Source organism: Cryobacterium sp. TMT1-3 (genome assembly GCF_004402315.1).
In the GTDB taxonomy this organism is placed as follows: domain Bacteria; phylum Actinomycetota; class Actinomycetes; order Actinomycetales; family Microbacteriaceae; genus Cryobacterium; species Cryobacterium luteum.
In genome coordinates, this window is sequence record NZ_SOFW01000037.1 from 73,861 (window position 1) to 100,769 (window position 26,909).

The 26,909-nt window shown below is 64.7% G+C and carries 21 protein-coding genes; 16 read left to right on the forward strand and 5 right to left on the reverse strand.

Going from position 1 to position 26,909, the window contains the following annotated elements; all coding sequences use genetic code 11:
- The first annotated feature begins 92 nt into the window (after window positions 1-92).
- Genes E3O25_RS12690 through E3O25_RS12700 form a run of 3 tightly spaced genes read left to right on the forward strand, consistent with a single transcriptional unit; the run spans window position 93 to window position 3,166 of the window.
- Window positions 93-971 (forward strand): hypothetical protein, encoded by an 879-nt coding sequence (locus tag E3O25_RS12690; RefSeq protein WP_134361311.1) that lies wholly within the window; start codon window positions 93-95, stop codon window positions 969-971.
- Window positions 964-2,634: a hypothetical protein gene (locus tag E3O25_RS12695; RefSeq protein ID WP_092108310.1), complete on the forward strand. Its 1,671-nt coding sequence runs from the start codon at window positions 964-966 to the stop codon at window positions 2,632-2,634. Before E3O25_RS12690 ends, E3O25_RS12695 begins: the two co-directional genes overlap by 8 nt.
- A 10-nt stretch (window positions 2,635-2,644) precedes the next feature.
- Complete coding sequence (locus E3O25_RS12700; RefSeq protein WP_134361312.1) at window positions 2,645-3,166, forward strand: hypothetical protein; 522 nt, start codon at window positions 2,645-2,647, stop codon at window positions 3,164-3,166.
- Window positions 3,167-3,337: 171 nt separating this feature from the next.
- Here the strand turns inward: E3O25_RS12700 and E3O25_RS12705 are convergent, their stop codons facing one another.
- Window positions 3,338-4,126, reverse strand: coding sequence for a CPBP family intramembrane glutamic endopeptidase (locus E3O25_RS12705; protein WP_134361313.1), 789 nt, complete (start codon window positions 4,124-4,126; stop codon window positions 3,338-3,340).
- A gap of 344 nt (window positions 4,127-4,470) precedes the next feature.
- Between E3O25_RS12705 and E3O25_RS12710 the strand changes: the two genes are divergently transcribed.
- From E3O25_RS12710 to E3O25_RS12740, 7 genes are all read left to right on the forward strand, one after another.
- Window positions 4,471-6,126: an ABC transporter substrate-binding protein gene (locus tag E3O25_RS12710; RefSeq protein WP_241983892.1), complete on the forward strand. Its 1,656-nt coding sequence runs from the start codon at window positions 4,471-4,473 to the stop codon at window positions 6,124-6,126.
- Window positions 6,127-6,255: 129 nt separating this feature from the next.
- Window positions 6,256-7,185 carry an ABC transporter permease gene (locus tag E3O25_RS12715; protein WP_092108637.1) on the forward strand — a complete coding sequence of 310 codons (930 nt, stop codon included), beginning with the start codon at window positions 6,256-6,258 and terminating at the stop codon, window positions 7,183-7,185.
- On the forward strand, window positions 7,175-8,122 hold the full coding sequence (locus E3O25_RS12720) for an ABC transporter permease (protein ID WP_092108318.1): 948 nt from the start codon (window positions 7,175-7,177) through the stop codon (window positions 8,120-8,122). Before E3O25_RS12715 ends, E3O25_RS12720 begins: the two co-directional genes overlap by 11 nt.
- Window positions 8,119-9,867 carry an ABC transporter ATP-binding protein gene (locus E3O25_RS12725; RefSeq protein WP_134361314.1) on the forward strand — a complete coding sequence of 583 codons (1,749 nt, stop codon included), beginning with the start codon at window positions 8,119-8,121 and terminating at the stop codon, window positions 9,865-9,867. The genes E3O25_RS12720 and E3O25_RS12725 overlap by 4 nt, the downstream gene beginning before the upstream one ends.
- A gap of 332 nt (window positions 9,868-10,199) precedes the next feature.
- Window positions 10,200-11,984 (forward strand): ABC transporter family substrate-binding protein, encoded by a 1,785-nt coding sequence (locus tag E3O25_RS12730; RefSeq protein ID WP_092108322.1) that lies wholly within the window; start codon window positions 10,200-10,202, stop codon window positions 11,982-11,984.
- A 122-nt stretch (window positions 11,985-12,106) separates the two neighbouring features.
- The gene (locus tag E3O25_RS12735; protein ID WP_092108324.1) at window positions 12,107-13,639 is read left to right on the forward strand and encodes an ABC transporter permease; all 1,533 of its coding nucleotides are present in this window, start codon (window positions 12,107-12,109) and stop codon (window positions 13,637-13,639) included.
- Window positions 13,640-14,674, forward strand: coding sequence for an ABC transporter permease (locus E3O25_RS12740; RefSeq protein ID WP_134361315.1), 1,035 nt, complete (start codon window positions 13,640-13,642; stop codon window positions 14,672-14,674).
- Window positions 14,675-14,694: 20 nt separating this feature from the next.
- Here the strand turns inward: E3O25_RS12740 and E3O25_RS12745 are convergent, their stop codons facing one another.
- Window positions 14,695-15,303, reverse strand: a complete 609-nt coding sequence (locus tag E3O25_RS12745; protein WP_092108328.1) for a PH domain-containing protein — start codon at window positions 15,301-15,303, stop codon at window positions 14,695-14,697.
- A gap of 59 nt (window positions 15,304-15,362) precedes the next feature.
- Between E3O25_RS12745 and E3O25_RS12750 the strand changes: the two genes are divergently transcribed.
- On the forward strand, window positions 15,363-17,150 hold the full coding sequence (locus E3O25_RS12750) for an ABC transporter ATP-binding protein (protein ID WP_092108330.1): 1,788 nt from the start codon (window positions 15,363-15,365) through the stop codon (window positions 17,148-17,150).
- Window positions 17,151-17,283: 133 nt separating this feature from the next.
- A complete protein-coding gene (gene typA, locus E3O25_RS12755; protein ID WP_092108332.1) occupies window positions 17,284-19,194 on the forward strand; it encodes a translational GTPase TypA in 1,911 nt (636 codons plus the stop codon).
- Between the two features lie 78 nt (window positions 19,195-19,272).
- Here typA and efeB read toward each other — a convergent pair whose 3' ends face one another.
- From efeB to efeU, 3 genes are read right to left on the reverse strand one after another with little or no spacing between them, the layout of a single operon-like run.
- Window positions 19,273-20,598: an iron uptake transporter deferrochelatase/peroxidase subunit gene (gene efeB, locus E3O25_RS12760; protein WP_092108334.1), complete on the reverse strand. Its 1,326-nt coding sequence runs from the start codon at window positions 20,596-20,598 to the stop codon at window positions 19,273-19,275.
- A complete protein-coding gene (efeO, locus tag E3O25_RS12765) occupies window positions 20,595-21,764 on the reverse strand; it encodes an iron uptake system protein EfeO (protein WP_134361316.1) in 1,170 nt (389 codons plus the stop codon). The genes efeB and efeO overlap by 4 nt, the downstream gene beginning before the upstream one ends.
- Window positions 21,765-21,793: 29 nt before the next feature.
- Complete coding sequence (gene efeU / locus E3O25_RS12770) at window positions 21,794-22,663, reverse strand: iron uptake transporter permease EfeU (protein ID WP_134361317.1); 870 nt, start codon at window positions 22,661-22,663, stop codon at window positions 21,794-21,796.
- A gap of 142 nt (window positions 22,664-22,805) precedes the next feature.
- Here efeU and E3O25_RS12775 point away from each other — a divergent pair, with 142 nt between their 5' ends.
- The 4 genes from E3O25_RS12775 to E3O25_RS12790 all read left to right on the forward strand — a co-directional run bounded on the left by E3O25_RS12775 (window position 22,806) and on the right by E3O25_RS12790 (window position 26,780).
- Window positions 22,806-23,774, forward strand: a complete 969-nt coding sequence (locus E3O25_RS12775; RefSeq protein ID WP_134361318.1) for a hypothetical protein — start codon at window positions 22,806-22,808, stop codon at window positions 23,772-23,774.
- Window positions 23,775-23,833: 59 nt separating this feature from the next.
- A complete protein-coding gene (fdxA, locus tag E3O25_RS12780) occupies window positions 23,834-24,157 on the forward strand; it encodes a ferredoxin (RefSeq protein ID WP_092108342.1) in 324 nt (107 codons plus the stop codon).
- 9 nt (window positions 24,158-24,166) lie between these two features.
- Window positions 24,167-25,276 (forward strand): succinyldiaminopimelate transaminase, encoded by a 1,110-nt coding sequence (dapC, locus tag E3O25_RS12785; protein WP_277871548.1) that lies wholly within the window; start codon window positions 24,167-24,169, stop codon window positions 25,274-25,276.
- Window positions 25,277-25,493: 217 nt separating this feature from the next.
- Window positions 25,494-26,780, forward strand: a complete 1,287-nt coding sequence (locus E3O25_RS12790; protein ID WP_092108639.1) for a citrate synthase — start codon at window positions 25,494-25,496, stop codon at window positions 26,778-26,780.
- Window positions 26,781-26,909: the final 129 nt, after the last annotated feature.

A 26,909-nucleotide genomic window follows, 5' to 3' on the forward strand; every position in this document is an offset into this window, starting at 1 on the left:
CGCATTCTCGGTAGGCTGGGCAGGAGCACACGGGGGAGCGCATGATGACGAGTGAGTCGTTGGGGGCGGGCACGTCGGTACCGCGTGTTCTGTTGACTGCTGACGAGTTGCACCTCGTGCAGGACCACGTGCCCTCCCTGCAGTTGCCGCCGCGGTTCCGTCAGGACTGGACCAGCGATCTGGGCCCGGCTGAGGCCGCAGACCGGGAACAGGCGGCGCTCGCCGGCCTGGTCGCTAAGGGCCTCGTCGCAGCGGATGTCCCGCGTGCACCGATCCCGGCGAATCTGAGCGACTGGCTGCTTGAGTCGTTCCTGGTTTTTCTGTCGCTGCACATGGTTCCGGCTTGGGTGTTCGAGGTGTCCGCGTGGACCCGAGAGTCGACGCTCCTGCTGGTCGCTTCGGCGCGGGGCGGGTTCGGCTCGACACTGGCGCGGGCCCAGAACGTCGAGATCGCCAACGGGCGTGGATCGACCGGTGACCTGGCTGGCCTCGAGTTCGCGGTCGTGCCGTTTTCGCACCTGGCCGACAAACTGGCCTTGGCGATCCCGTCCGGTGGGGAGGCGGGCGGTAACGGGCCGCTGGTGACGATGTCCCTCACGGACAGCCGTGGCGGCATCGAGGTTCTCCGTGCCAATGACTCGCTGCTGAAGGAGGAACTGTCCCGCCGAATCGGCGGCCCCGATGCTGTGCGGGCGCTTTCCGGCCTGGCCGGTGATCTCGACGCGGGATTCGAGTTGCGGCTCTCGCGGCAGGATGGAATTCCGGTTCGGGTGCTGAACTATGTGCGTGGCGCCGCCGGCTGGCGCAGTGTGCACGTAAGGCTTCCGGCCGGATCCGACGGCCTGCCGACGGCAGAACAGGTGGTCGATTCGGGAACCATCACGATTGCCGCCGTGACGCACGCCGCTATTCAGGCGGAAGTCGCCTCCCTCTGTGCAGAAATCACTGTTACGGAGATGGCCCATGAGTGACTTCACGGTCAGCGGCGGCACCAATACCTCCCCCCTTGTTGCGACCTTCGAGGACATGCGCACATTCTCGACCCAGCTCGGCCTGGTGCAGGAGTATCTCGCCACCGAGAGCCTGCAGATCGCGGCCGTGGCGGCCGGCGGTGACCTCCTCGAATCGGCGATCCTCTCGCCCGCCACCTTCGCGGACGCTGAGACCAAGATCCTGCAGGCCGCAGCCGTGTACCTCGTGCAGACTGCCAGGGTGGCGGTGCTGCAACTCTTCATCGACGGCGCCGTCGTCACCTATGAGACGGTGGATTCCGCACTGGCCACGGCCGCAGATGGCCTCTACTTCGTGGGCGGGTTCGCGGTTGGCGTTGTCGTCGTTGCCGGGGCGACGGTCGTGGCCGGTGGGGCAGCGCTCTACGCGGCCGGTGTCGCGGTGGGCTATCAGGTCGCGGAAGTGACTGATTCGGCGGGGGCCGCCGTGGAAGCGATCGGCGACCAGGTGCAGCAGAATCCGTGGCTCCTCGCCACCGTGCTGGTGCCGGGCGATGTGGGGGCGCTCATGTTGCCCGGAGCGAGCGCTTTTGCGTCGGCCTATTCACCAGCGGATGCCGCCGCCGCAGCCAACCGGCGGCTCGCGGACGAGTTCGCGGCCCTGCTCGTAAGCGCCCCGGATGCGGACGCGATCCAGGCCTGGGCGCGCGAGCACACCGACCTGGTGCAGACGATCATCAACTTCGCCCCCGGACTCCTCGCTGGAGCGACCTTCGCCCTCGGCCCAGTGGCCATCGTCGGAACGACTTCCCTCACCGGCGCACCCTGGCCGCCGCTCGACTACGACCAGCTCCTGGAAGGCATCATCGCCGGCGGCGGGCGCTTCGGCGTCTTCGACGACGCGACCGGCCAGCCGACCGTCGCTCCCATCCCCTCGGAATCATTTACGAACGAGGCGGGAGAGATCATCGCGCAGATCGCGCCAACCGACCTATCGACGCTCTTTTTGGGTGCCCAAGAAATCGACGCCAACGGTGATCCCAATGGGGATTCCACTGGCGACTTCTCTGACATTCGGCTGGTGGAACGCGTTGCAGTCGATGGAGTGAAGCACTGGATTGTCCAGATTCCCAGCACCCAGAACTGGGGGCTGGCACCCGGCATCGCCACGAACGACCTACCGAGCGACCTGGCGTCGATGGCGCAGCATCAAACCGTACTCATGGCGGCCGTCAAGCAAGCCATGGAGGATGCGGGTGTGACATCGCACGATCCGGTCATGTTTGCCGGTTTCAGCCTCGGCGGAATCACCGCAGGCCTGATGAGCCAGGACCCCTGGATGAACCAGCACTACAACATCACGAATGTCGTCACCGCCGGTGCATCGATCGGTAACTTCGACATTCCCTCTGACGTCAACGTGCTCTCCTTCGAACACACCGGCGATCTAGTGCCGGCCGGGGACGGGTCAGACAATCCCGCCACGACCAACCAGGTCACCGTGCACGCCGACGCCCCAATGATGGGCGACAACGCGGAACCCCACAACGCGGTCAAGTACGCGGTGACGGCGGGAGAATTTCAAGGTTCGGGCGATCCGAATGCCGGCACGTTCACCACGTCCGCGCAGGGCTTTTTCACGGGAGGCGACGTGACCGTGCATGACTACAAAGCAACACGATGAGGACGCAAACATGAACTTGAGCCGCCGTTCGTTAGTGATGCTGAGCGCAGTCGTGACCGTGGCCGTTGCAGCGGTACTAACCGCCTGCGCATCGCAGAGTGAAAGGGTGCCTCCGACGCCCGCAGCGACGACCTCTGAATCCGGTCGGGGATCGGCCATTAGCCGCGACGATGCTGCGGGGCTCCTCAATGCGGTTCCCGGCCTGACGGACGCCGATATCGGTTCTCATATCTCCGGCTTGTCCACAGAGATCGTCATGGAGGTTTCCGTTGACGACGCGTCCGCGATCACTGCCCCCGGGGTTCTCGATTACGTGCTGCGGGTCGGGTGGGCGACGGCGCTAGCCCAGGAGCCGTCACAACTCAGCCTGACCGTCTGGAACCACGGAACCCGGCTAGATCTCCAAGACCAGGCGAACGTGATATCCGGAGTCGACAGCCCGGCGTTCCCGCTCTTGTACAGTGTGTACCTCGATGGTCCGGAGTATTTGGGTGCGTGGCCGGGCGCGGTTCCCGCCCTGCCGGTAGGTTGAGTTCGGGTAGGAGTCGGCACCTGACAGGGCGACACCGGAACCGGACGACTGGGCTGCCTGCCTGCCTGCCTGCCTGCCTGCCCGCTCGGCGGGCTGAGCCCTGCCCCGCGTCGTTCCAGCATCGCCTTCCTGCGCGTTGCGGTGTGTGATTGACCGCTTGGTGATCTGGATCTAGGCCGGGGCGAGCAGGCCCGGCCACCAGGCCAGCGCGAGCGGGTAGCCGACGAACGAGAGAATGTCGAGCAGCCAGTGCGTCACCACGAGCGGCATGGTGCGGCCCCAGCGGTGGTAGCACCAGCCGAACACCACGCCCATGGCCACGTTGCCGAAAAAGGGGCCCACTCCCTGGTAGAGGTGGTAGCTGCCGCGCAGCACGGCCGAGCTCAGGATGATGGTCCAGGTCCACCACCCGAGCTCGCGCAGCCGGGTGAACAGGTAGCCCACCACGATGAGCTCTTCGAGCAGCGCAGCCTTCAGCGCGGCGAACACGAGGATCGGGATGGTCCACCAAAAGGTATCGAGCGGCGAGGGCACGACGGCCACGGTGAAACCGAGTGCCCGTCCGGCGAGGTAGAGCGCGAGTCCCGGAATGCCGATCACGAGCAACAGCCCGAATCCGCCGAGCAGGTCTCGCCCGGGCCGAGTCAGGTCGAAGCCGAGCCGGGTGAACGGGTTCTGCCCGGGCCGCCAGAGCAGAAACAACACCAGGGCCACCGCTGCTAGCCCGAAGGCGATACCCAGAAACTGGTAGGTGAAGTCGAGCCACTCCCGCGGCGATTGCGACCCGTTCAGCGTCGCCGACTGCTCGGCGAGCGGTGTCGTGTCGGTCAGCCGAGCCACGATCGACACGATCGAGTAAACGGCCGACGCCCCGAGAGACAGGGCGAGCACGATGCCGATCTCCCAGAAAGTACGGGTGCGGTCAAGCCCCGAAAGGCGCAGAACGGATGCTGGCGGCATGGCTCTATCCTGCCAGTGCGGCCACACATTGCCGGTACCTGCGCGGCCGAAGCCACGGCCGATACGAAGTGGATCAGCGCTCCCCCACAGGACTACCCCCAAGCAACATATGTGCAGTTCAGCCCTGCCCAGCGCTCATTAGTTGCGGTAAACATTGCGCGCATGTAACAGTTCACCCGGATGTGCCCATTATGGGAAAAATTCAAACTAGGGTCGTAACAACCCCCCAATCTTGTGTCGGTAGCTCGCGGCCAGAATTGGATTGACTCGACGGGCGTGTGACACGGTCAAGAGCTGTGTCAGACGCTCTTTTGCGCACTGGAGGAAAATTGAAAATCAGGAGAATGGGCATTGTCGCCATCGCTCTCGCGTCGACCGGAGCCCTCGCGCTCTCGGGTTGCGCTGGCGGCACGACATCCGCTGAGGGCGGCTCGATCATCACGACGAACGGCACCGAGCCGCAGATGTCGCTGATCCCGACCAACACCACCGAGGTGGGTGGCGGAAAGATCATCACGTCGATCTTCGCCGGGCTGGTCTCCTACTCTGCGACGGGTGAGATCGAAGACGAGGTCGCCGAGTCGATCGAGTCAGAGGACGGCATCAACTGGACCGTCACCCTCCAGGACGACTGGACCTTCACCAACGACGAGCCGGTCACGGCCTCCTCCTTCGTCGACGCCTGGAACTACGGCGCGCTGGTCACCAATGCCCAGGGCTCGTCCGGCTTCTTCGACAACATCGCCGGCTACTCCGACGTCTCCAACACCAAGGACGACCCGACCGGAGCCACCGATGAATCCGGTGCGGTCCTGCAGATCCCCGACCCCCTCGCCGAAACCATGTCGGGCTTGACGGTCGTCGACGACACCACGTTCACCGTTCAGCTTTCCGGTGCAGAAGCCGACTGGCCCCTCCGCCTCGGCTACTCGGCTTACTCCCCGCTGCCGACCGTGGCGTTCGAGGACATGGATGCCTTCGGTGAAAACCCGATCGGGAACGGCCCCTACGAGCTCGCCGGCGACGACGCCTGGCAGCACGACGTGCAGATCGACCTCGTCACGAACCCGGACTACTCGGGGGTGCGCACTCCCGCCAACGATGGATTGACCATCGTCTTCTTCGCCTCGTTCGATGCCGGCTATGCGGCCGTGCAGGGCGGCGACCTTGACGTACTCGACCAGATTCCCGAGTCTGCCCTCGCGAGCTACGAGTCCGACTTTCCGGACTCCTTCGTGAACGAGCCGGCGGCGGTCTTCCAATCCTTCAACATGCCCTACTATCTCGAGCACTGGTCGGGCGATGAGGGCAAGCTGCGTCGCGCAGCTCTCTCCATGGCCATCGACCGTGCCGAGATCACCGATGTCGTGTTCCAGGGCACCCGCACCCCGGCCACCGACTTCACCTCCCCGGTGATCGACGGCTACTCCGATTCCCTCGAGGGTTCCGAAGTTCTCGAGTACAACCCCGAAGAAGCCGTAGCCCTCTGGGCCGAGGCGGATGCCATCTCGCCGTACACCGGCACCTTCGACATCGCCTACAACTCCGACGGACCGCACCAGGTCTGGGTCGATGCCGTCGTCAACAGCGTCAAGAACACGCTCGGCATCGACGCGGTCGGCAAGCCGTACCCGACCTTCGCGGCCGCAGTCGATGACCGCGAAGCCTCGGCTCTGACCGGCGGCACTCGCGCCGGTTGGCAGGCCGACTACCCCTCGCTGTACAACTTCCTCGCGCCGCTCTACCAGACCGGTGCCGGCTCGAACTACGAAGGCTACAGCAGCGAAGATTTCGACACGCTCCTCAAGGAAGGCGCCGCGGCGTCCAGTGTTGAAGACGCCACCGCCAAGTACGTCCAGGCTCAGGAAGTTCTGCTGCAGGACCTCCCGACCATCCCGCTGTGGTACCAGAACACCTCCGGTGTCTGGTCGGACACCGTGAGCAACGTCGAGTTCGGCTGGGATTCCGTGCCGCTCTACAGCGCGATCACCAAGAACTAACCGTTCGTTCCCAGTCCGTCGTTACGAGAGGCCCGGGGGTCATTCCCCGGGCCTCTCGAGTTCCACTTAATGATTGCGATTCTTCATGCTCCCGACCTCCGCAGTGTCAACCAAGCCCGCGGCGACCTGATGCTCTGGTACACCGGCAAACGTCTTCTCCAGATGATCCCCGTGTTCTTCGGCGCCACGTTCCTGATCTACTTCATGGTGTTCTCCCTCCCCGGAGATCCGATCGCCGCGCTCTATGGCGAACGGCCGCCATCAGACGCCGTCCTGGCGCAGATTCGCGCCGAGTACAACCTCGACAAGCCGTTCATCGTGCAGTACCTGCTCTACATCGGCAACTTCTTCCAGGGCGACCTCGGCACTACGTACTCCGGTCGCTCCGTCTCCGATGTCATGGCCTCCGCCTTTCCGATCACGGCGCGACTGGCCATGCTCGCCCTCGCCTTCGAAGCCGTCTTCGGCATCCTCGTCGGCTTGATCGCCGGCCTTCGCAAGGGCAAACTGTTCGACGCGAGCGCGCTCGTCGTGAGCCTGCTGCTGATCAGCGTGCCGACCTTCGTGATCGGCTTCGTGCTGCAATTCGTGTTCGGCGTGCAGCTCGGCTGGGCCCGCACCACGGTCAGTGGCGCAGCACCGATAGACGAACTGATCCTGCCAGCGCTGGTGCTGGCATCCGTTTCGTTTGCGTACATCGTGCGCCTCACCCGCGCGAGCGTGTCAGACAACCTCAACGCCGACTTTGTTCGCACCGCAACGGCCAAGGGCCTCTCCCGCCCCCGCGTGGTGACCGTGCACGTGTTGCGCAATTCCCTCGTGCCCGTGATCACCTTTCTCGGAGTGGACATCGGCTCGCTCATGGTCGGCGCCATCGTCACCGAGGGAATCTTCAACATCAACGGAGTGGGTGGAACCGTCTTTAAGGCCATTCGCCTCGGCGAAGGACCCACCGTGGTCTCGTTCATCGCCGTGATGGTCGTGATCTTCGTACTCGCCAACCTGCTCGTCGATCTGCTGTACGCAGCTCTGGACCCAAGGATCCGTTATGCCAAGTAAGAATCACGGCGCGCAGCCGCACTTCGTTGCCGCGCTCGAAGATACCCCGCTCGTCGCCATCGACCGCCTCGACGAGACAGCGAAGGCGCGCAGTACCTGGGCAGATGCCTGGGACGCGATGCGTCGTCGGCCCACCTTCTGGATCGCTTCCGGACTCATCGTCCTGATCGTTCTGGTCGCCCTGTTTCCCACCTGGTTCGCCTCGGTCTCGCCGACGCAGTGCCAGTTGTCGGACAGCAACGGGTCACCGCAGTCCGGGCATCCGCTCGGATTCACGTTTCAGGGCTGCGATGTCTATTCGCGAATCATCTTCGGAACGAGTGCCTCGGTGACCGTGGGAATGCTGGCCGCGGCGATCGTGACCCTGTTCGGTCTAATCGTCGGTGCCCTCGCCGGCTACTACGGCGGATTCCTCGACGCGGTCGTCTCGCGGATCGGCGACATCTTTTTCGCCGTTCCGACCGTGCTCGGCGCTATCGTGCTGCTCTCGGTGCTGCCCGACCGCACCCCGGTGGTCATTGCGCTGGTCATCTCGATCTTCGCCTGGCCGCAGGTGGCCCGCATCATGCGCGGCGCCGTGCTCACCGCGCGGAGCTCGGACTATGTCGTAGCTTCGGTCGCGCTCGGCGTGTCGAAGTTCAAGATTCTGCTGCGCCACGTGATTCCCAACGCCATCGCCCCCGTGATCGTCATCGCGACGGTCTCGCTCGGAACGTTCATCGTGGCTGAGGCCACGCTCTCGTTCCTCGGCATCGGCCTCGGACCGGGCACCATGTCGTGGGGGCGTGACATCGGCGAAGCTCAAACCTCCATCCGCACCAGCCCGCAGGTGCTGTTGTACCCCTCGATCGCGCTGTCCCTGACCGTGCTGGCCTTCCTCATGCTCGGCGACGTGCTGCGCGATGCGCTCGACCCCCAGGCGAGGGCACGCCGATGACCCAGTTAGCGACCGAAACCGTGAATCAGATTCCGTCCACCGACTCCGCACCGCTCCTGGAAATCCGCGACCTCGAGGTGGGCTTCCGGACGCAGCGGGGCATCGTGCCGGCCGTGCGCGGTGTCAGCCTCACGCTCTACCCCGGGCAGACCCTCGCCATCGTGGGGGAGTCCGGCTCGGGCAAGACCACGACCGCCCAGGCGATCATCAAGCTGCTGGCCGGCACCGGCCAGGTAACCGGTGGGCAGATTCTGTTCGAGGGCCGCGACCTGACGGCGCTGACCGCAGCAGAGATGCAAAACGTGCGCGGTCGCGAGATCGGCTACGTTCCCCAGGACCCGATGAGCAACCTCAACCCGGTGTGGAACATCGGCTTCCAGGTGGCCGAAGCGATCAGGGCCAACAGCGACCTGCGCGGCAAGGCACTGAAACAGCGCACCATTGAAGTACTGCAGGAGGCGGGCCTGGCCGATGCTGCCGACCGGCTCAAGCAGTACCCGCACCAGTTCTCCGGCGGAATGCGCCAACGCGTGCTCATTGGAATCGGGCTGTCGGCCCGGCCGAAGCTGCTTATCGCCGATGAGCCGACGAGTGCGCTCGATGTCACCGTGCAGCGCCAGATTCTCGATCACCTCGCCACCCTCACCCGGGACTATGGCACGAGTGTTCTGTTCATCACGCACGACCTCGGCCTCGCGGCCGAACGGGCCGAGCAGCTCGTGGTGATGTATAAGGGCAAAGTGGTCGAGTCGGGGCCCTCGCAGGAGATTCTCGCCAACCCGCAGCACCCCTACACCCAGCGTCTCGTGGCGGCCGCTCCGAGCCTCGCGTCACGACGCATCCAGGCCAAGAAGAATGAGGATGCCCCGCCGGCCGAGATCTTCTCGGCCGGCGGTACCGACACCGCCTTGATGCGGCGGGCGACCGACCGCGAACTGGCGGCGTCGGGCAAAGACCTCATCTCGGTCGAGGGCATCACCAAGATGTACCGCATCCGCAAATCCGGGTTGCGCTATACCGAACTGCTCGCCGTGAATGACGTGTCGTTCGGGGTGAAGAAGGGCACCACCACCGCGATCGTGGGGGAGTCCGGTTCCGGCAAATCCACCGTGGCCAAGCTCATCCTGCAATTGGAAAGCACCACGAGCGGGCGGATCGAATTCGACGGGCGTGATGTCGCCGGGTTGACGGGGCGTGAGTTGTTGAGCTTCCGTCGCCGCGTGCAGCCGGTCTTTCAGGACCCGTACGGTTCGCTCGACCCGCAGTACAACGTGGGCAACACCATCGCGGAACCCCTGCTCGCGCACAAGGTGGGTTCCCGCAAGGACCGCCAGCACAGGGTCTTGGAGCTGCTCGACCAGGTCTCCCTGCCGGCCGCAACACAGTTCCGCTACCCGAGCGAGCTGTCGGGCGGTCAGCGTCAGCGCATCGCGATTGCCCGTGCCCTGGCGCTCAAGCCCGACGTGCTCGTGCTCGACGAGGCAGTGTCGGCCCTCGACGTTCTCGTTCAGGGGCAGATTCTGAGTCTGCTCACCGAATTGCAGACCGAGCTGGGACTGACCTACCTCTTCATCACGCACGATCTCGCGGTCGTGCGGCTGGTCGCCGACAATGTGTGTGTCATGCAGAAGGGGCGAATCGTCGAGGCGTCCTCCACCGACGAGGTGTTCGACAACCCCCGCGAGGTGTACACGCAGGAGCTGCTCGCGGCGATCCCCGGCGCGAACTTCGAGTTCGGACGGTAGCCGAACGCTTTCACCCGAGCTGCGGGCCCGACCAGGAAAAAATTTCGGTCGGGCCCGCAGCGTTTTAACAAGATCGCACGAAACCGGCGGTGTGACCCCGCGCTGGAATATGTTGCGGTGGTGCCGTTACTCGAAGCACACGTCGATTTTTCGAGGTCTATACGCAGGATTTGTGCACATTGCCCGCCTTTGACGAAAAAGAATGGAGCTATTTCATAACAGTTCGGTCATTTGATTGGCAAAGTTGGGGTTTCTCTCTAGGGTCGTATCAAACCACGATCGGCCCGCGGTGTCCCGCCGCGCTCCGACGATCATTTTGCCCAGGAGGAATCTTGTCCATCAGAGGAAAACTGTTCAGGAAGAGCCTCAGCGGGGTCGCCGTTCTCGGCGTCGCTGCTCTTGCACTGACCGCATGCACCACGACCGGAAGCACCGACGACAACACGGATGCTGCCAGTGGCGGCGGAACGGTGACCGTCGCGATCGTCAACGACTTCACCTCGTTCAACAACCAGACCCCGCAGGCGAACCTCGACACCAACGGAATCATCGGTTACCTCATGGGCAACTACGGATCGGCCTTCGCCTACATTGACCCCGACTTCAACCTCGTGCGCGAGGAGGAGTTCGGCACCTTCGAGAAGACCAGCGACGACCCGCAGACCGTCACTTACACGCTCAACCCCGACAATAAGTGGTCCGACGGGGAGCCCGTAACGGCCGATGACATGGTGCTGTCCTGGGCGACGCAATCCGGCTACTTCAACAGCGCGACCAAGGACGAAAATGACGAGGTCGTGACCGGTACGCAATACTTCGACCTGGCTGCGAGCACGGCCGGACTCGACACGACGGCGTTGCCGACCGTCAGCGACGATAACCTGTCGATGACCCTGGTCTACGGAACGCCGTTCGTGGACTGGGAGATTGTCAACCCGATCGGCCAGCCGGCGCACATCGTGGCTAAGAAGGCCGGACTCGGCTCGGCAGCCGAACTCACCGAACTGATCATGAGCCTGCCCAAGGGCGACCCGGCCAGCCCGGCCGCAGCCGACCCCACTTTCAAGGCGGCCGCCGACTTCGTGAACACCGGCTATGACGTGACCGCGTTCCCGACCGACCCCGACCTGCTCGTCTCGAGCGGGCCGATGGTGCCGACCGGCTGGACCCCCGGCCAGTCCTTCACGATGGAGCCCAACGAGTTTTATGTCGCTGGCATGAAGCCCAAAATCGACAAGCTGATCCTGCGCGTCATCCCCGACGCGAACGCCGAGGTCACCGCGCTGCAGAACGGCGAGGTTGACATCATGTACCCGCAGGCATCCGCTGATACCCTGACGGCGCTGGAGAACACCGGCGCCGATGTGCTCACCGGCGACCAGCTCTCTTACGACCACGTCGACCTCAACTTCGGCTCCGAGGTCTTCGCTGATCTGAAGGTTCGCCAGGCTTTCCTGAAGACCATTCCGCGCCAGCAAATTCTGGACTCCCTCATCACGCCGATCAATCCAGACGCGGAGGTTCTGAACTCACAGATCTGGGTTCCGGCCAACGAGCCGTACGACGATTCCGTCGCCAATAACGGCTCGAGCGACTATGCCGAGGTGGACATCGAGGGTGCCAAGGCGCTTCTGGCCGGTGCGACACCGACGGTCAGCATTCTGTACAACTCCAACAACCCGAACCGGGTCGATTCCTTTCAAGCCATTCAGGAGTCGGCCAGCCAGGCCGGGTTCACCATCGTCGACAAGGGGTCACCCGACTGGAGTTCGCTGCTGTCTGGCGGCGACTATGAAGCGTCGATCTTCGGTTGGATCAGCCCCGGCGTCGGGTCGGCCGGCATCTCGCAGATCTTCTCGACCGATGGGGGCGGAAATTATAGCCGGTACACGGGAACGAACGATGATGCTCTCCTGACCCAGACGACGCTTGATCCTGACGAGGTGATCGCCATTGAGAAGCGGATGGACAAGCAGATGTTCGCGGATGCCTACGGCCTGCCCCTGTTCCAGCTGCCGGGCGTGTACGGGGTATCCAAGCGCGTGAGCGGTGTCGAGTACATGGGCAACCAAACCGGTCCGTTCTGGAACTTCTGGCAGTGGTCCGTCAATGAGTAGCTAGCTAGTTCCTGCGCAGTTGGGCTTCTGGGTTCGCCCAGAGGCCCAACTCGCGGATGTGGCAGCTCTAAGTCACTGGTGTCCCGCAGTACCGCCAAACCCCTACAGTGAGGTAGCCCGGCATGGTGAGTTTCATCCTGAGACGAATTCTCGTTTCCATCCTCATCCTCATCGCCGCATCGTTTGTGATGTACGTCATGGTCGGTTACTCGGCGCAGCCGCTCCAGGACCTGCTGAGCAGCAGCTCGCCCAACAAACAGCAGCTGATCGACGCCCGCGTCGACCGACTCGACCTTGACGTGCCGCCGCCGCTGCGCTGGGTGCTCTGGCTTGGTGGCGTCGCCAAGTGTGCGATCCCGTTCGCCAATGCCTGCGACCTCGGGTCGACGATCTCCAACGCGCCCGTCGTAGATATCCTCCCCAACGCCCTCGCCGCGACCCTGCAGCTGGTCACGTTGGCACTCGTGCTCGCCATTCTGCTCGGCGTGACGATCGGCATCATCACCGCTTTGCGTCAGTACAGCGGCCTCGACAACACGGTCACCTTCGTGAGCTTCTTCCTCTATTCACTGCCCGCCTTTCTCGTGGCTGTACTTCTCAAGGAATTCATCGCCATCGGCTTCAACGACTTTCTGCGCGATCCCGTGATCGGTGGACTCGCGCTGGTCGTCATCGGCCTCGTCGCTGGTGCCATCTGGCAGTCCCTGCTCGGTGGTGACGGGCTGCGCCGACTCGTGGTGTTCCTCGTGTCGGGACTGGCGACATCCGGTGTGCTCTTATTGATGAGCGCGACTGGCTGGTTCGAGAATCCGGGGCTGGGGCCGATCCCCATCATCATTCTCGTGGCGGCCATCGCCCTGGGGGCCGCAGCCCTGCTGGCCGGGCTGCGCAACCGGCGGGCCGTGATCACCGCCGGCATCAACGGCGGGATCGCCATCGCGGCGTACTTTCTGCTGCAGCCCCTGTTCGATGTGTCGAGCGCCGCCACCCTGTTCATTTTGGCGCTCGCCACGATCGCCGTCGGGCTCCTCAGTGGCTTCCTGGCCGGTGGCTACGACCGCGGCCAGAACATGCGCGTCGGTCTGGTCACGGCACTGTTCTCCGGAGCCGTCGTGCTGCTGGATCGCTTCATGCAGTCCTGGGGCGACCTGCTCAGCGCCACCAACGGGCGACCGATCGCGACGGTGGGTTCGAAAACGCCTGGGCTGTCCGGTGACGTGTGGCTCGCGGGCCTCGACACCTTCGCACACCTCACCCTGCCGACGGTCGCGCTGCTGCTGATCTCGTTTGCCGGCTACACCCGATATTCCCGGGCCGGCATGCTCGAGGTGCTCAGCCTTGACTACATTCGCACCGCCCGGGCCAAAGGCCTTCCGGAACGCACAGTTATCGTGCGGCACGCGTTCCGCAACATGCTCATTCCCCTGACCACCCTGGTGGCCTTCGACGTCGGTGCCCTGCTCGGCGGCGCGATCATCACCGAAAAGGTGTTCGCCATACCGGGCATGGGCAGCCTGTTCAATGCGGGGCTCGAGCGCGGTGATTTGAATCCGGTCATGGGCTACTTCCTGATCGTGGCCGCCATGGCCATCACCTTCAACTTTCTGGCCGATATGGCCTATGCCGGGCTCGACCCGAGAGTGAGGATCCGCTAAATGTCCACACCGATTGGTTTGGGGCCGACACCGCCCGAAGTGCCCGCCGACGAGCTCGCCGTCGCCAGCTCGGTTCCCGAAAGCCAGGGCCGACTGATCTGGCGACGATTTATCGGCAATAAAGTGGCCGTCGCTTCGATCGTGATCCTTCTGGCCATCATCCTGTTCTCCTTTTCCGCCATCGGAATCGGCCCCATTCCCGGCTGGTGGAAGTTCGGGTTCAAGGAGCTCAACGAACAGGTCAACGGTGGTGACCCAACCCTGTCGCTGGTGCCACAGTTTCTCGGGGGCAACGGGGTATCGCTGGGCGAGCATCCGTTCGGCCAGGACCGCATCGGCAAGGACTACTTCGCGATGACCATGCGGGGTATCCAGAACTCCGCCCTCGTCATGGTTGTGCTGGGCCTCATCGCGACCGTCGTCGGCGTGGTGGTCGGCGCGGTCGCCGGGTATTACCGAGGCACGGTCGATGCCGTGTTGATGCGGATCACGGACGTCTTCATTGTGATTCCCGCGCTCGTCATTGGCTCGGTCGTCGGCCACTGGTTCGGCAGCCTCGGCGCCCCGGTGCTCGCGATCATGCTGGGGTTCTTTTCTTGGATGGGTATCGCCCGGCTGGTTCGCGGCGAGTTCCTTTCCCTGCGCGAACGTGAATTCGTCGAGGCAGCGCGGGTAGCCGGGGCATCAGACGCCCGCATCATCTTCAAGCACATTCTGCCCAACGCAATGGGAGTGGTCATCGTGTCGGCGACGCTCATCATGGCCTCAGCGATCCTGCTGGAGACGGCGTTGAGCTTCCTCGGATACGGCATCCGCTCTCCCGATGTGTCACTCGGCCTGCTGATCAGCTCCAACCAATCGGCGTTCCAGACGCGGCCGTGGCTGTTCTGGTGGCCCGGCGCGTTCATCGTGTCGCTCGCACTGCTGGTGAACTTCGTCGGTGACGGCCTGCGCGACGCGTTCGACCCCCGGCACCGCCGGTTCAAGCTCAGCAAGATGCGCGAGACCCGGCCCGAACCGGAGCTGAAGCCGTGATGCCGCGCCGTCGGTGTGCTCTAAGAAATCAGTATCGCCACAACGGATGCCGTAGCGCCAGCCACCAGCACGGCAACGCGACCCCAGCTCCACCCGACCGACACGGGCGTCTGGGCCGCGAGCCCGCCGTCCACCCGGCCGCTTTTCTGCAGGGCATCCCAGCGCGCGCGCACCAGTTGCGCCGCCTCCCCGGACTCACTCCCCGGCAGATCGCCGGGGCGCGGCTCCCCGGTGACGTAGGGCACGGGGTCGGTGGTCTTCCGGCGACCGGCACTGGTCAGGCTGCGGCCGGGAGCCGGCGCGCAGTACACCGCGAACTTACGCCCCGGCGTGTACAGGGTGAGCGCGAACTTGGTATCGACGTGCACGAGCGCCGCCCACGGCACGACGATGGTGCGCAGCGGATTGCGAACGGTCACGGCCGTGTCGCTGACCGTGAGGTCGGGCCGCCACAGTACCTCCCAGACAAAAACCACCACGAACAGGGCCGGAATGACCAGAACTCGATTCTGCGCGGTCGGCAGCAGGAACAGGCTCAGCGCGCTGAGCGCCGCGACCGCCGTGAACACGGCGGCGATGATGCGGTTGAACCGCGAGTAGAAGACATTCGGGTCGGCAGCGACGGGCATGCAGCCATGCTGCCAGATATTGACCGCACCCACCGCACGAGCAGCGAAAGCAGGACCTCATGACCGACCAGGTGACGACCACATTCTCCGGCCCGGTGCTGAAGGTGCGCGACCTGACCGTGCACTTCGGCGTGGACAACGTGTGGGTGCCGGCCGCCCTCAAGTTGAACTATTCGATCGAACGGGGCAAGGTACTCGCCATCGTCGGCGAGTCCGGTTCGGGCAAGAGCGCGAGCTCCATGGCCATTCTTGATCTTCTTCCCGAGAACAGCCGCATTTCGGGCAGCGTCAAGCTCAGCGGCCGGGAACTGATGGGGCTGAAGCCGGCGCAGATGCACAAGGTGCGCGGCGGCCAGATCGCTATGATCTTCCAGGAGCCGATGACCGCCCTTAATCCCGTCTACACGATCGGCTTCCAGATCATCGAAACCCTGCGCGCGCATTTCGGCATGTCGCCCTCAGAGGCCAAGGCGCGGGCACTGGAGCTGCTCGACATGGTCGAGCTGCCCGATCCGCTCAAAGCTTTCAATTCCTACCCGCATCAGTTGAGCGGCGGGCAGCGCCAGCGGGCCATGATCGCGCAGTCCATCTCCTGCGATCCGCAGCTGCTCATCGCCGACGAACCGACGACCGCCCTCGACGTGACCGTGCAGGCCGAGATCCTTGACTTGCTTCGGAGCCTGCGCGACCGGCTCGACAGCGCCATCCTCTTGATCACCCACGACATGGGCGTGGTCGCGGACCTCGCCGATGACATCGCCGTGATGCGTCGCGGTGTCATTGTGGAACGTGGCACGGTCGACCAAATCTTCAACGAACCCACCCACCCGTACACGATCGCGCTGCTGCAGGCCGTTCCGCACCTCGGGCAGCGCGGTGACGAAGCCATCGATATGACGGCGGCGCTCGCCATCGGCACCGACATTGTCGTCGACGCCGTACTCGCCGCGCGCATCGAGGTCAACGAGCGGCTGGCCAACGAGGCGGCCAGCGAGGCGCGACGGGACAAACGTGAAGTGGTCGTCAAGTTCGACGATGTCGTCATCGAATACCCCAAGCACGGTCGCGTCGCGGCCTTTCGCGCCGTCGACAAGGTCAACCTGTTCGTGCGGCAAGGAGAGGTTCTCGGCCTCGTGGGGGAGTCGGGCTCCGGCAAAACCACCCTCGGTCGCGCGGCCATCGCCCTATTGCCGATCACCGAGGGCTCGCTGCACGTGGCCGGCCAGGACATCTCCAAGGCCAGCCGGGACGAGATTCACCGGCTGCACAAGAGCGTCGGCATCGTCTTTCAAGACCCGTCGTCGTCGCTCAACCCCCGGATGCCCATCGGCGACAGTATCGGAGAACCCCTCAAGCTGGCGAAGGGGTTGAAGGGGGCCGGGCTCAGCGCCGAGGTGGAACGGCTGCTCGACAGCGTCGAACTACCGCGCGCGTATCGCAGCCGTTTTCCGCACGAACTGTCTGGCGGGCAGAAGCAGCGGGTGGGTATAGCCCGTGCGCTCTCACTCGAACCGAAGGTGCTCATTGCCGATGAGCCGACCAGCGCCCTCGACGTGTCGGTGCAGGCCCGAGTGCTGCAGCTGATCCAGTCGCTGCAGCAGCAGATGAACTTCGCCTGCCTGTTCATCACCCATGACCTCGCCGTCATCGATGTGCTCGCCGATCGCATCGCCGTCATGCACCACGGGCGCATCGTGGAAACCGGCACCCGCGATGAGATCCTGCGCTACCCGAAAGACCCCTATACCCAGCGCCTGCTCGCTGCGGTACCGATCCCCGACCCGACCGAACAGCGAGCCCGCCGCGAGCTGCGCCGCGAATTGCTGGCTTCCGGCATCAACGACTAGCCGCGTGAGCTCCACCAGTCGGGTTCAGATAATACGGTAGGATAGTACTTTGGGTCACATTATGACCCCTGGTATCCATTCTTCGTCGCGCGCGAGACTCTGCGGCACTCATTCTTCGTAAGGATCTATTTTTATGGCGATTGCTACACGCAATAACCTCCGAAATGTTGCAATCGTTGCTCACGTTGACCACGGTAAGACGACCCTGGTCGACGCGATGCTCAAGCAGACCGACTCCTTCGCTGACCACTCACACGTTGAAGAGCGCGCGATGGACTCGAACGAACTCGAGCGCGAAAAGGGCATCACGATTCTCGCCAAGAACACGGCAGTTTCGTACAAGGGCATCCACGCCACCGACGGTCCCATCACCATCAATGTGATCGACACCCCTGGCCACGCTGACTTCGGTGGCGAGGTCGAGCGCGGCCTGTCCATGGTCGATGGCGTCGTTCTCCTCGTGGACGCTTCCGAGGGACCGTTGCCGCAGACCCGTTTCGTGCTGCGCAAGGCGCTCGAAGCCAAGCTCCCCGTCATCCTGCTGGTCAACAAGACGGACCGTCCCGACGCGCGCATCGATGAGGTTGTGGCCGAAAGCCAGGACCTCCTCATCGGCCTCGCGAGCGACATGGCCGACGACTTTCCCGACCTCGACCTCGACGCCGTTCTCGACGTGCCCGTCGTCTACGCGTCCGGTCGTAACGGTGCCGCCAGCTGGAACAAGCCCGAAGACGGCACCCTGCCCGACAACGACGACCTCGAACCGCTGTTCGACGCGATCCTCAAGCACATCCCGGCTCCGACCTACGATGACACGCACCCGCTCCAGGCGCACGTCACCAACCTCGACGCCTCGCCGTTCCTCGGCCGCCTCGCACTGCTGCGTATCTTCCAGGGCACCATCAAGAAGGGCCAGACCGTGGCCTGGGTGCAGCAGGACGGCACCGTCAGCAACGTGAAGATCACCGAGCTGCTCATCACCAAGGCGCTCGACCGCTACCCGACCGACAGCGCCGGCCCCGGCGACATCGTTGCCGTCGCCGGTATCGAGAACATCACCATTGGTGAGACCCTCGCCGACCCCGACGACGTGCGCCCGTTGCCGACCATCACGGTTGACGACCCGGCCATCTCGATGACCATCGGCACCAACACCTCGCCGCTCATGGGCAAGGTCAAGGGCCACAAGCTCACCGCCCGCATGGTCAAGGACCGCCTCGACCGCGAGCTCGTCGGTAACGTCTCGCTCAAGGTCGTCGACATTGGACGCCCGGACGCCTGGGAGGTGCAGGGTCGTGGAGAACTGGCCCTCGCCATCCTGGTCGAGCAGATGCGTCGTGAAGGCTTCGAACTCACCGTCGGCAAGCCGCAGGTTGTTGTGAAGCGCGTCGACGGCAAGATCCACGAGCCCTACGAGCACCTCACCATTGATGCGCCCGAAGAATACCTCGGCGCCATCACGCAGCTGCTTGCCGCGCGCAAGGGCCGCATGGAGAACATGGCCAACCACGGCACGGGCTGGGTTCGCATGGAATTCATCGTTCCCTCGCGCGGCCTGATCGGTTTCCGTACGCAGTTCCTCACGGACACGCGTGGTACCGGCATCGCCAACGCGATCCTGCACGGCTACGAGCCCTGGGCCGGCACGATCAACACCCGTACGAACGGTTCCATCGTGGCCGACCGCTCTGGTGCGGTCACCCCGTTCGCGATCATCAACCTGCAGGAGCGCATGTCGTTCTTCGTGCAGCCGACCAGCGAGGTCTACGAAGGCATGGTCATCGGCGAGAACTCGCGCGCCGACGACATGGACGTGAACATCACCAAGGAAAAGAAACTGACCAACATGCGTCAGTCCAGCTCCGACACGTTCGAGTCGATGACGCCGCCCAAGCAGCTCTCGCTCGAGCAATGCCTCGAATTCGCTCGCGAAGACGAGTGCGTCGAGGTCACCCCGGCCGCCGTGCGTATCCGCAAGGTGGAGCTGACGGCATCCGCTCGCTCACGTCAGGTGTCGCGCGTCAAGAAGATGGACGCGAACTAACTCGCAGCTCTCCTACGTGAAAACCCCCGCAGCCAAGGCTTCGGGGGTTTTCACGTTAACCCGACAAGCGGATGCCGGTCAGGCGAAGAGGGCCGCGCCCACGTAGCCTCCGTCCGGCGTGCCGGCGGGAACGGCGAACAGGGCACTGCCGACGTGACGAATATACTCGTTGAGCGCATCGTGCTTGGCGAGGTTCAGCTGCACCGTCGTGAACTGGGTCGGTGACCGCTGAAAACTGATGAAGAACAGTCCGGCCTCCAGACGCCCCAGGTCGTCGTTGCCGTCCACGAAGTTGTAGCCGCGGCGCAGCATTTTGGTGCCGTGGTTTTGGGTCGGATGCGCGAGCCGCATGTGCGCTGCGGCTCCGATGAGCGGCTGGTCCTCCCGGCCTGCCAGCGCGAAGTCGGGTTCGCTGAACTCGGTACCGCCGGACAGCGGCGCGCCGACCCCCTTGGTGCGGCCGAACACCGCCTCCTGCTCGCGCAGAATTGAGCGGTCCCAGGTCTCGATGGTCATGCGAATGCGCCGCGCCACGAGGTAGGAGCCGCCGGCCAGCCAGGCCGGTCCGTCGGCCGCTGACACCCAGACCTGGTCGGTGACGACGTCGGGTTCCTCAGCCTTGATGTTGGCCGTGCCGTCCTTGAACCCGAAGAGGTTGCGCGGGGTGGCTTGGGAGGTCGACGTCGACGAGGTGCGCCCGAACCCCAGCTGGGACCAGCGCAGGGCCGCCCGCCCGAACGCGATGCGCGACAGATTGCGAATGGCGTGCACAGCCACCTGCGGGTCATTCGAGCAGGCCTGGATACAGAGGTCACCGTCGCTGCGCCCGTCATCGAGGTCGTCGCGCGGAAAATGCGGCAGCGGCGTCAGATCGGCCGGCCGACGGCCGACGATGCCAAAGCGGTCGACGCCATCCGCTGTTTCGAACAGGGTAGGACCGAAGCCGAACGTGATCGTGAGACCGGCTGGCGGCAGACCCTGCGCCTCGCCGGTGTCTTGCGGGGGAGCGTCGTAGGGGCCGCTGACGGCGCCGTACTCACCCACGTCCCGGCCGGCGCTCATCGCGGCAGCGGCGATGGTCCAGTCCTGCAGCAACTCGATCAGTTCGGCCCGCGTCACACCGGCCGAGACGTCGAACGCAGCGAAGTGCAGGCGGTCCTGCGCCGGCGTGACGATGCCGGCCTGGTGGCTGCCGTAGAACGGGTACACCATCGAAGCGGATGCCGCGCCCGCACCCGACCCCGACCCCAGTGTCGTCGTCGCCGCCAGCGCGACCCGATCCCCGGCTACTCCCAGCCCGATACCGGCGACGCTGGCCCCGGCGAGGCCAAGCAGCCCACGTCGGGACAGTCCTCGCCCCGGACTGGCCGGGTCGGTGGACGCGGTGCGCTTGGCGCGGGTCACAAGACGAGCGCGGCGGTGAGCCGGTTCAGCGGCTCGCCGAGCGCGTTGACCTGGTCGGCGAGGGCGCGAATCTCCGCCGGCGTGAGATCGGTATAGAGGGTGAAACCGTCGCCGATGCGCTCGGCGTCAAGCAGGGTCTGCAGGGCGGCGAACTCGGTGTCGAGCGAGGCGGCCAGGTCGGGGTCCTCCTCCAGCAGAATGTCGCGCACCCCGGCGTAAAGCACCTTGGCGCCGTCGATGTTGGCCTGGAAATCCCAGAGGTCGGTGTGCGACCACGCTTCTTCTTCGCCGGTGACCTTGCCTGTGGCGACCTCGTCGAGCAGGCCGATGGCGCCGTTGGTCTGCTGCGACAGCGTGAAGTTGAGTTCCTGCACGTTCGCGTCGAGGGTCGCGGTGTCGGTGACGAGCTGCTCGGTCAGTGCCGCTCGCTTCTCGGCGCTGTACGGCTCGAATTCGCCTTCGGCGTCGTTCGGCCAGAGGTCCTTCTCGATCGCGTGCCAGCCGGTCCAGTCCTGGCCTTCTTCGAGGTCGGCCTCGCGCAGGTCGAGCTTCGGGTCGAGATCACCGAACGATTCGGCGACCGTCTCGACCCGCTCCCAGTGCATGCGAGTAGAGGCGTACAGCGCGCGGGCCGTCTCGTCATCGCCAGCCAGGTAGGCCGTCGCGAAGGCATCCGTTCCGGTGACGAGCTGGCTGATCTGGTCCTTGACGTAGGACGTATAGTTCTCGTTGGCGGTGTCCACCTGGGCGTCGAGGTCAGTGTTGACCACCGTGCCGGACGCGGACGGCGTGACGGTGAACGCCGCTTTGCCGATTCCGTCGCCGGTCATGCCCGGCTTGCACGCGGTGAAATAGCTGCCCTCGGCCAGTTGCACGACGAGGTCCCGGGTGAGTCCGGGGCCGATATTCTCCGCTTCGCCGACGATACGCAGCCCGTCGTCACCGAGCAGGTAGAACTCCGTGACCTGGTCACCGGTATTGGTGATACTGAAGCTGGCGGCACCGGCGGGCGTCTCGGTGGCCGAGACGGTGCATCCGTCTGCGCTGCTCTCCACCGTCAGCGCCACGCTCTCACCGGTCGGGTTGTTGGCGACACAACCACTCAGTAAGCCAACACCGAGCAGGCTGACGCCGAGCAGGCGGGCAGAACGAATAACACGAGGCATGAAGATCCTTTGACTGGGAAACGTGCGAGCTAGTGCGCGGCGAGGGGCGCTGACGCCGACGCCTGTGGTGTGTGTGTGGCTGGCCGGGTGCTCGTGCGCCCGTGGCGACTCTTGGTGATGAAGAGCGTCAGGGTGGGCACCGCGTAGGCCAGCCAGGCGAACATCTCCAGCCAGGTTGTGGCGGGGGAGAAGTTGAGGGTGCCCTTGAGCAGGGTGCCGTACCAGCTGTCCGGCGGCACGGCGGCGCTCACGTTGAAGGCGAGGGCGTGAAGGCCGGGCAGGATGCCGGCCTCCTGCAGGTCGTGCACACCGTAGGAAAGCACGCCGGCGGCCACGATGATGAGGATGGCGCCGGTGTAGGTGAAGAATTTGCCGAGGTTGATCTTGAGCATGCCGGCGTAAATGAGTGCGCCGAGGCCGATTGCCGTCGCGATGCCGAGGGCTGCACCGAGCAGTGGCATGGTCGTCGCGCCGGTGGCCTGCACGGCGGCCCAGAGGAACAGGGCGGTTTCGATTCCCTCACGGCCGACCGCGAGAAAGGCGACGAGCACGAGGCCGAGGCCGCTGCCGACGAGGTGCTTGTCGATGTTGCCGTGCAGGTGACCCTTGAGGTCGCGGGCGGTGCGCAGCATCCAGAACACCATCCAGGTCACCAGGCCGGTCGCGACGATCGACAGTACGCCCCCGATGGTCTCCTGCGCTGTGAAGGACAGCCCATAGGTGCCGTAGGTGAGCAGGGCGCCGATGCCGAGGGCGAGAAGTACGGCCAGGCCGACGCCGAGCCAGATGCGCGCGAGCACATCACGTCGGTCGATCTTCACGACGTAGGCGATGAGGATCGTCACGATCAGGGCAGCCTCAAGGCCTTCGCGCAGGCCGATCAGGTAGTTTGCGAGCACGGTGGTTCCTCATCAGGTTCGGGCAAAAATTTGGTAAGGCTAACCTTACCTGAGCCGACTCTAGCCCCAATGCCACGATGGTGTCTAGTTATGATGTCAGTTGGGCCGAGAGATCACCCAGTACGACAACTGAGCAGAAACGGTGCGTCAGCCCATGGTCATGTCCGGCAGCGGCGAGCGAATCCTGTTTGTGCACGCCCGTCCCGGTGACGAAGCGGCGCTCACCGGCGGTACCATCGCCCGGCTGCGCGCCGATGGGGCGCGGGTCGTCGTGCTCTATGCCGCAGACGTCGACGAAGCGGATGCCGCCGCAGCCTCCGCGGCGTTGGTCGATCTGGGTGCGCGCAGCTGGTACCGCCTGGCACCGGGCACCCCGGCTGAAATCACCACGGCCGTCGACGCGGCCATCGAGCACCTGGACGCGACCGCCGTTGTCGTCGGCGCCGTGGATGACGATCTGCGAGGCTCCGTGACGGCCGCAGCGCACGAGGTCGGCCTGCCTGTTTTCCTGGCTCGCACGGTGCGTCAGGCGCCCGGTCAGCGCTTGGTGGCAATCGATATCGGCGATCACCTCGCGCCCAAGCTGCGCGCGCTCGGGCGTTTTCCCGCGCGCTGGAGCCTGAACGAACGCACCCGCACCCTCGCCGACGGCAGCACCGCCCTGATCACCGACACCGAAACGTATCAGCGAGCGGATGCCCCGCGCCCGGCCCTCCCGCCGCCGGCCGCGCCCGCCCGCCCCACGCTCACGAACCGATCGCTGGTTGGTCTCGGGGGGCTGCTGCTGGGCATCTTCTTCGGTGTGCTGGGCACCATCGCGCACCAGGCCACCCTGACTCTGTTCGGAGTAGCGCTGCCGATCGGCCTGACCATCGCGTTTATCGGGATCGGTGCGCTGTTGCTCGGCCTGCGCCTCGTGGTGCGGGACCGGTTCGTGGTGGGCTTGGCTGCCGCCGGGTTGCTCCTGACCATTTTCGTGCTGTCGCTGCGGGGCTCGGGCGGGTCGGTACTCGTGCCGGCCGGCCTGCCAGGAACCCTGTGGACTGTCGTGCCGGCGCTCATCGCGGCGTTCGTGCTGGCCTGGCCGAAGCTGCCGCCGCGCGACCGATAAGGGGTCACGACCGGGGGGCGTAGAATCAGGAGTCCGCTCTCGAAGGGAATCCCCAGCCTGTGACGTATGTGATCGCTCTGCCCTGCGTTGATGTGAAAGATCGTGCCTGCATCGACGAATGCCCGGTGGACTGCATTTATGAGGGCGAACGCTCCCTCTATATCCACCCGGACGAGTGCGTCGACTGCGGAGCCTGCGAACCGGTTTGCCCGGTCGAGGCCATCTACTACGAAGATGACCTGCCCGAACAGTGGGCCGACTACTACAAAGCCAACGTCGAATTCTTCGACGACCTCGGCTCCCCGGGCGGCGCGGCCAAGATCGGCGTACTCGCCAAGGACCACCCCGTCATCTCCGCACTGCCGCCGCAGGCTGCGCACTAAGCAAATGTCGTGTTGAAGCCGCTTCCGGACTACCCCTGGGATCAGATGGTCCCCTTTGCCACGCAGGCGAGGCAGCACCCGGACGGAATCGTCGACCTGTCGATCGGTTCACCGGTCGATGCCACCCCCGAGGTGGTGCAGCAGGCGCTGCGCACGTCTTCGGATGCCCACGCCTACCCGCAAACTGTCGGTACGCCCGCCCTGCAGCAGGCGATTATTGCCTGGTATGCCCGCCGTCGCGGTGTCACCGGCCTGCAGCCGAAAAACGTGTTGCCCACGATCGGCTCCAAGGAGCTCGTCGCACTCATGCCGTTCATGCTCGGCCTCGGCGAGGGCGACACGATCGTGCATCCGCTGGCCGCGTACCCGACGTACGCGATTGGGGCCGCAATCGCCGGCGCCACGTCCCTGGCGTCCGATGATCCGGCCGAATGGCCGGAATCGACCGGGCTGATCTGGCTGAACAGCCCCGGAAACCCGGATGGCCGGGTGCTGTCGGTGGACGAGCTGCGGACGGCCGTCGCCCGCGCGCGGCAACTCGACGCCGTCATCGTCAGCGACGAATGCTATGCCGAACTCGGCTGGGATTCCCCGTGGGATACCGAACCGATCCCCAGCATCCTCGACCCACGCGTGATCGAGGGCGACCGACGCAACATTGTGGCGATCTACTCGCTCAGCAAGCAGTCCAACATGGCAGGCTATCGCGCGGCCTTCGCGGCCGGCTGCGGCGGCGTTCTCGGGCGCCTGCTGACCGTACGCAAACATGCGGGGCTCATGCTTCCGGCGCCGCTGCAGGAGGCGATGATCGCCGCCCTCGACGACGACGAGCACGTTGCAGTGCAGAAGAAGCGCTACCGGGCCCGACGTGACGTGCTGCGACCAGCCCTCGAGCAAGCCGGTTTTCGCATCGACCGGAGCGAGGCCGGTCTCTACCTCTGGGCCACGGAAGAACGACCGGCGTGGGAATCCATCGAACGGCTCGCCTCCCGCGGAATTCTGGCCGGACCCGGTCCGTTTTACGGCGATGTTTACCCGCAACACGTGCGGTTCTCGCTCACGGCGACCGACGAACGCATTGCTGCCGCAGCCGCACGCCTTCGTGCCAGCCCCGAGTAGGGGGTCGTCACTGTGGACTTCCACCAACGAACCGCCCGAACTCTTAGCTGATGCAACAGTAGGCGGTCTGGCCGATTAGGCTGTAGTCGCGACAGATTCGACCACAGCAGTTGTACACCTGGCCGGCTCAGTGACGCGTCGCCACATTTCATCCGGCAGTGATACCCGAGGAGGCTCCGTGACCGACGTCGCGCAGCAGACAACATCCGGCGCACCGATGAGCGCTGACCCCAACAAGGTCACCCTCACCTTTCCCGGCGGGAGCGCAGAGTTCCCCATCCTGACCAGTGTGGACGGCGTGTCGAGCATCGACATCTCCACACTGACCAAGAAGACCGGCCTCACCACGCTGGACTACGGTTTCGTGAACACCGCGGCGACGCGCTCCGCGATCACCTACATCGACGGCGATGCCGGCATCCTGCGCTATCGCGGGTATCCGATCGAGCAGATCGCCCAAAACTCGAACTTTCTCGAGACCGCCTGGCTGCTCATCTACGGTGAGCTGCCCAGCGCGAGCGAACTCGCCAACTTTGACGATCGCATCCGTCACCACACGCTGTTGCACGAAGACATGCGACGGTTCTTTGATTCGCTGCCGCACAAGGCGCACCCGATGAGCGTGCTCGCCTCCGGTGTCTCGGCGCTGTCGACGTTCTACCAGGACTCGCTCGACCCGAAGGACCCGGAACAGGTCGAAATTTCGACCATTCGGCTGCTGGCGAAGTTGCCGGTCATGGCCGCTTACGCCCACAAGAAGAGCGTCGGCCAGGCATTTCTCTACCCCGACAACTCCCTGAGCTTCGTCGACAATTTTCTCAAGCTCAACTTCGGCAACATGGCCGAGCCGTATGAGGTCAACCCGGTCGTCAGCAAGGCGCTCGAACGCCTGCTCATGCTGCACGAAGACCATGAGCAGAACGCGTCCACGTCAACGGTGCGCCTCGTCGGTTCGACCGAGGCCAACCTGTTCGCGTCGGTCTCGTCCGGCATCAACGCTCTGTTCGGCCCGCTGCACGGCGGCGCCAACGAAGCCGTGCTGTCGATGCTCGGTGAGATCCAGGCCTCCGGTCAGGGCGTCGAGAAGTATGTCGAACGGGTGAAGAACAAGGAGCAGGGCGTGAAGCTCATGGGCTTCGGCCACCGGGTCTACAAGAACTACGACCCGCGTGCCACCCTGGTCAAGGAGAGCGCCCACGAAGTGCTCGCCGCCCTCGGCGTGCAGGACGACCTGCTCGACATCGCACAGGAGCTCGAGCACATCGCGCTCAACGACGACTACTTCAAGGAACGTCGCCTGTACCCCAACGTCGACTTCTACACCGGAGTCATCTACAAGGCGATGGGCTTTCCGACGCGCATGTTCACCGTGCTCTTCGCGATCGGCCGTCTGCCCGGCTGGGTCGCGCACTGGCGTGAAATGAACGAGGACCCGGCCACCAAGATCGGCCGCCCACAGCAGCTCTACGTGGGGTCCCCGGCCCGCGACTACCCGGTGCGCTAACAGCCACGTCGACGCGGCCGTCGGACGGCTCGCTCCATGGACGTGCCATGGACATGCCATGTCCATGGCATGGACGCGTCGAGGCCGTGCCCGGCTGCGGTCCGGGTTGGTCTGACACCGTGCGGTGCG

Excerpts from the sequence above, each read along its gene's own strand:
- E3O25_RS12705 (WP_134361313.1), bottom strand. The coding sequence starts at position 4,126 with ATGCCGCCAGCATCCGTTCTGCGCCTTTCGGGGCTTGACCGCACCCGT.
- E3O25_RS12735 (WP_092108324.1), top strand. The coding sequence starts at position 12,107 with ATGGTGAGTTTCATCCTGAGACGAATTCTCGTTTCCATCCTCATCCTC.
- E3O25_RS12700 (WP_134361312.1), top strand. The coding sequence starts at position 2,645 with ATGAACTTGAGCCGCCGTTCGTTAGTGATGCTGAGCGCAGTCGTGACC.
- E3O25_RS12750 (WP_092108330.1), top strand. The coding sequence starts at position 15,363 with ATGACCGACCAGGTGACGACCACATTCTCCGGCCCGGTGCTGAAGGTG.
- E3O25_RS12715 (WP_092108637.1), top strand. The coding sequence starts at position 6,256 with ATGCTCTGGTACACCGGCAAACGTCTTCTCCAGATGATCCCCGTGTTC.
- E3O25_RS12790 (WP_092108639.1), top strand. The coding sequence starts at position 25,494 with ATGAGCGCTGACCCCAACAAGGTCACCCTCACCTTTCCCGGCGGGAGC.
- E3O25_RS12695 (WP_092108310.1), top strand. The coding sequence starts at position 964 with ATGAGTGACTTCACGGTCAGCGGCGGCACCAATACCTCCCCCCTTGTT.
- E3O25_RS12745 (WP_092108328.1), bottom strand. The coding sequence starts at position 15,303 with ATGCCCGTCGCTGCCGACCCGAATGTCTTCTACTCGCGGTTCAACCGC.
- efeO (WP_134361316.1), bottom strand. The coding sequence starts at position 21,764 with ATGCCTCGTGTTATTCGTTCTGCCCGCCTGCTCGGCGTCAGCCTGCTC.
- typA (WP_092108332.1), top strand. The coding sequence starts at position 17,284 with ATGGCGATTGCTACACGCAATAACCTCCGAAATGTTGCAATCGTTGCT.
- E3O25_RS12720 (WP_092108318.1), top strand. The coding sequence starts at position 7,175 with ATGCCAAGTAAGAATCACGGCGCGCAGCCGCACTTCGTTGCCGCGCTC.
- E3O25_RS12740 (WP_134361315.1), top strand. The coding sequence starts at position 13,640 with ATGTCCACACCGATTGGTTTGGGGCCGACACCGCCCGAAGTGCCCGCC.
- E3O25_RS12725 (WP_134361314.1), top strand. The coding sequence starts at position 8,119 with ATGACCCAGTTAGCGACCGAAACCGTGAATCAGATTCCGTCCACCGAC.
- E3O25_RS12710 (WP_241983892.1), top strand. The coding sequence starts at position 4,471 with ATGGGCATTGTCGCCATCGCTCTCGCGTCGACCGGAGCCCTCGCGCTC.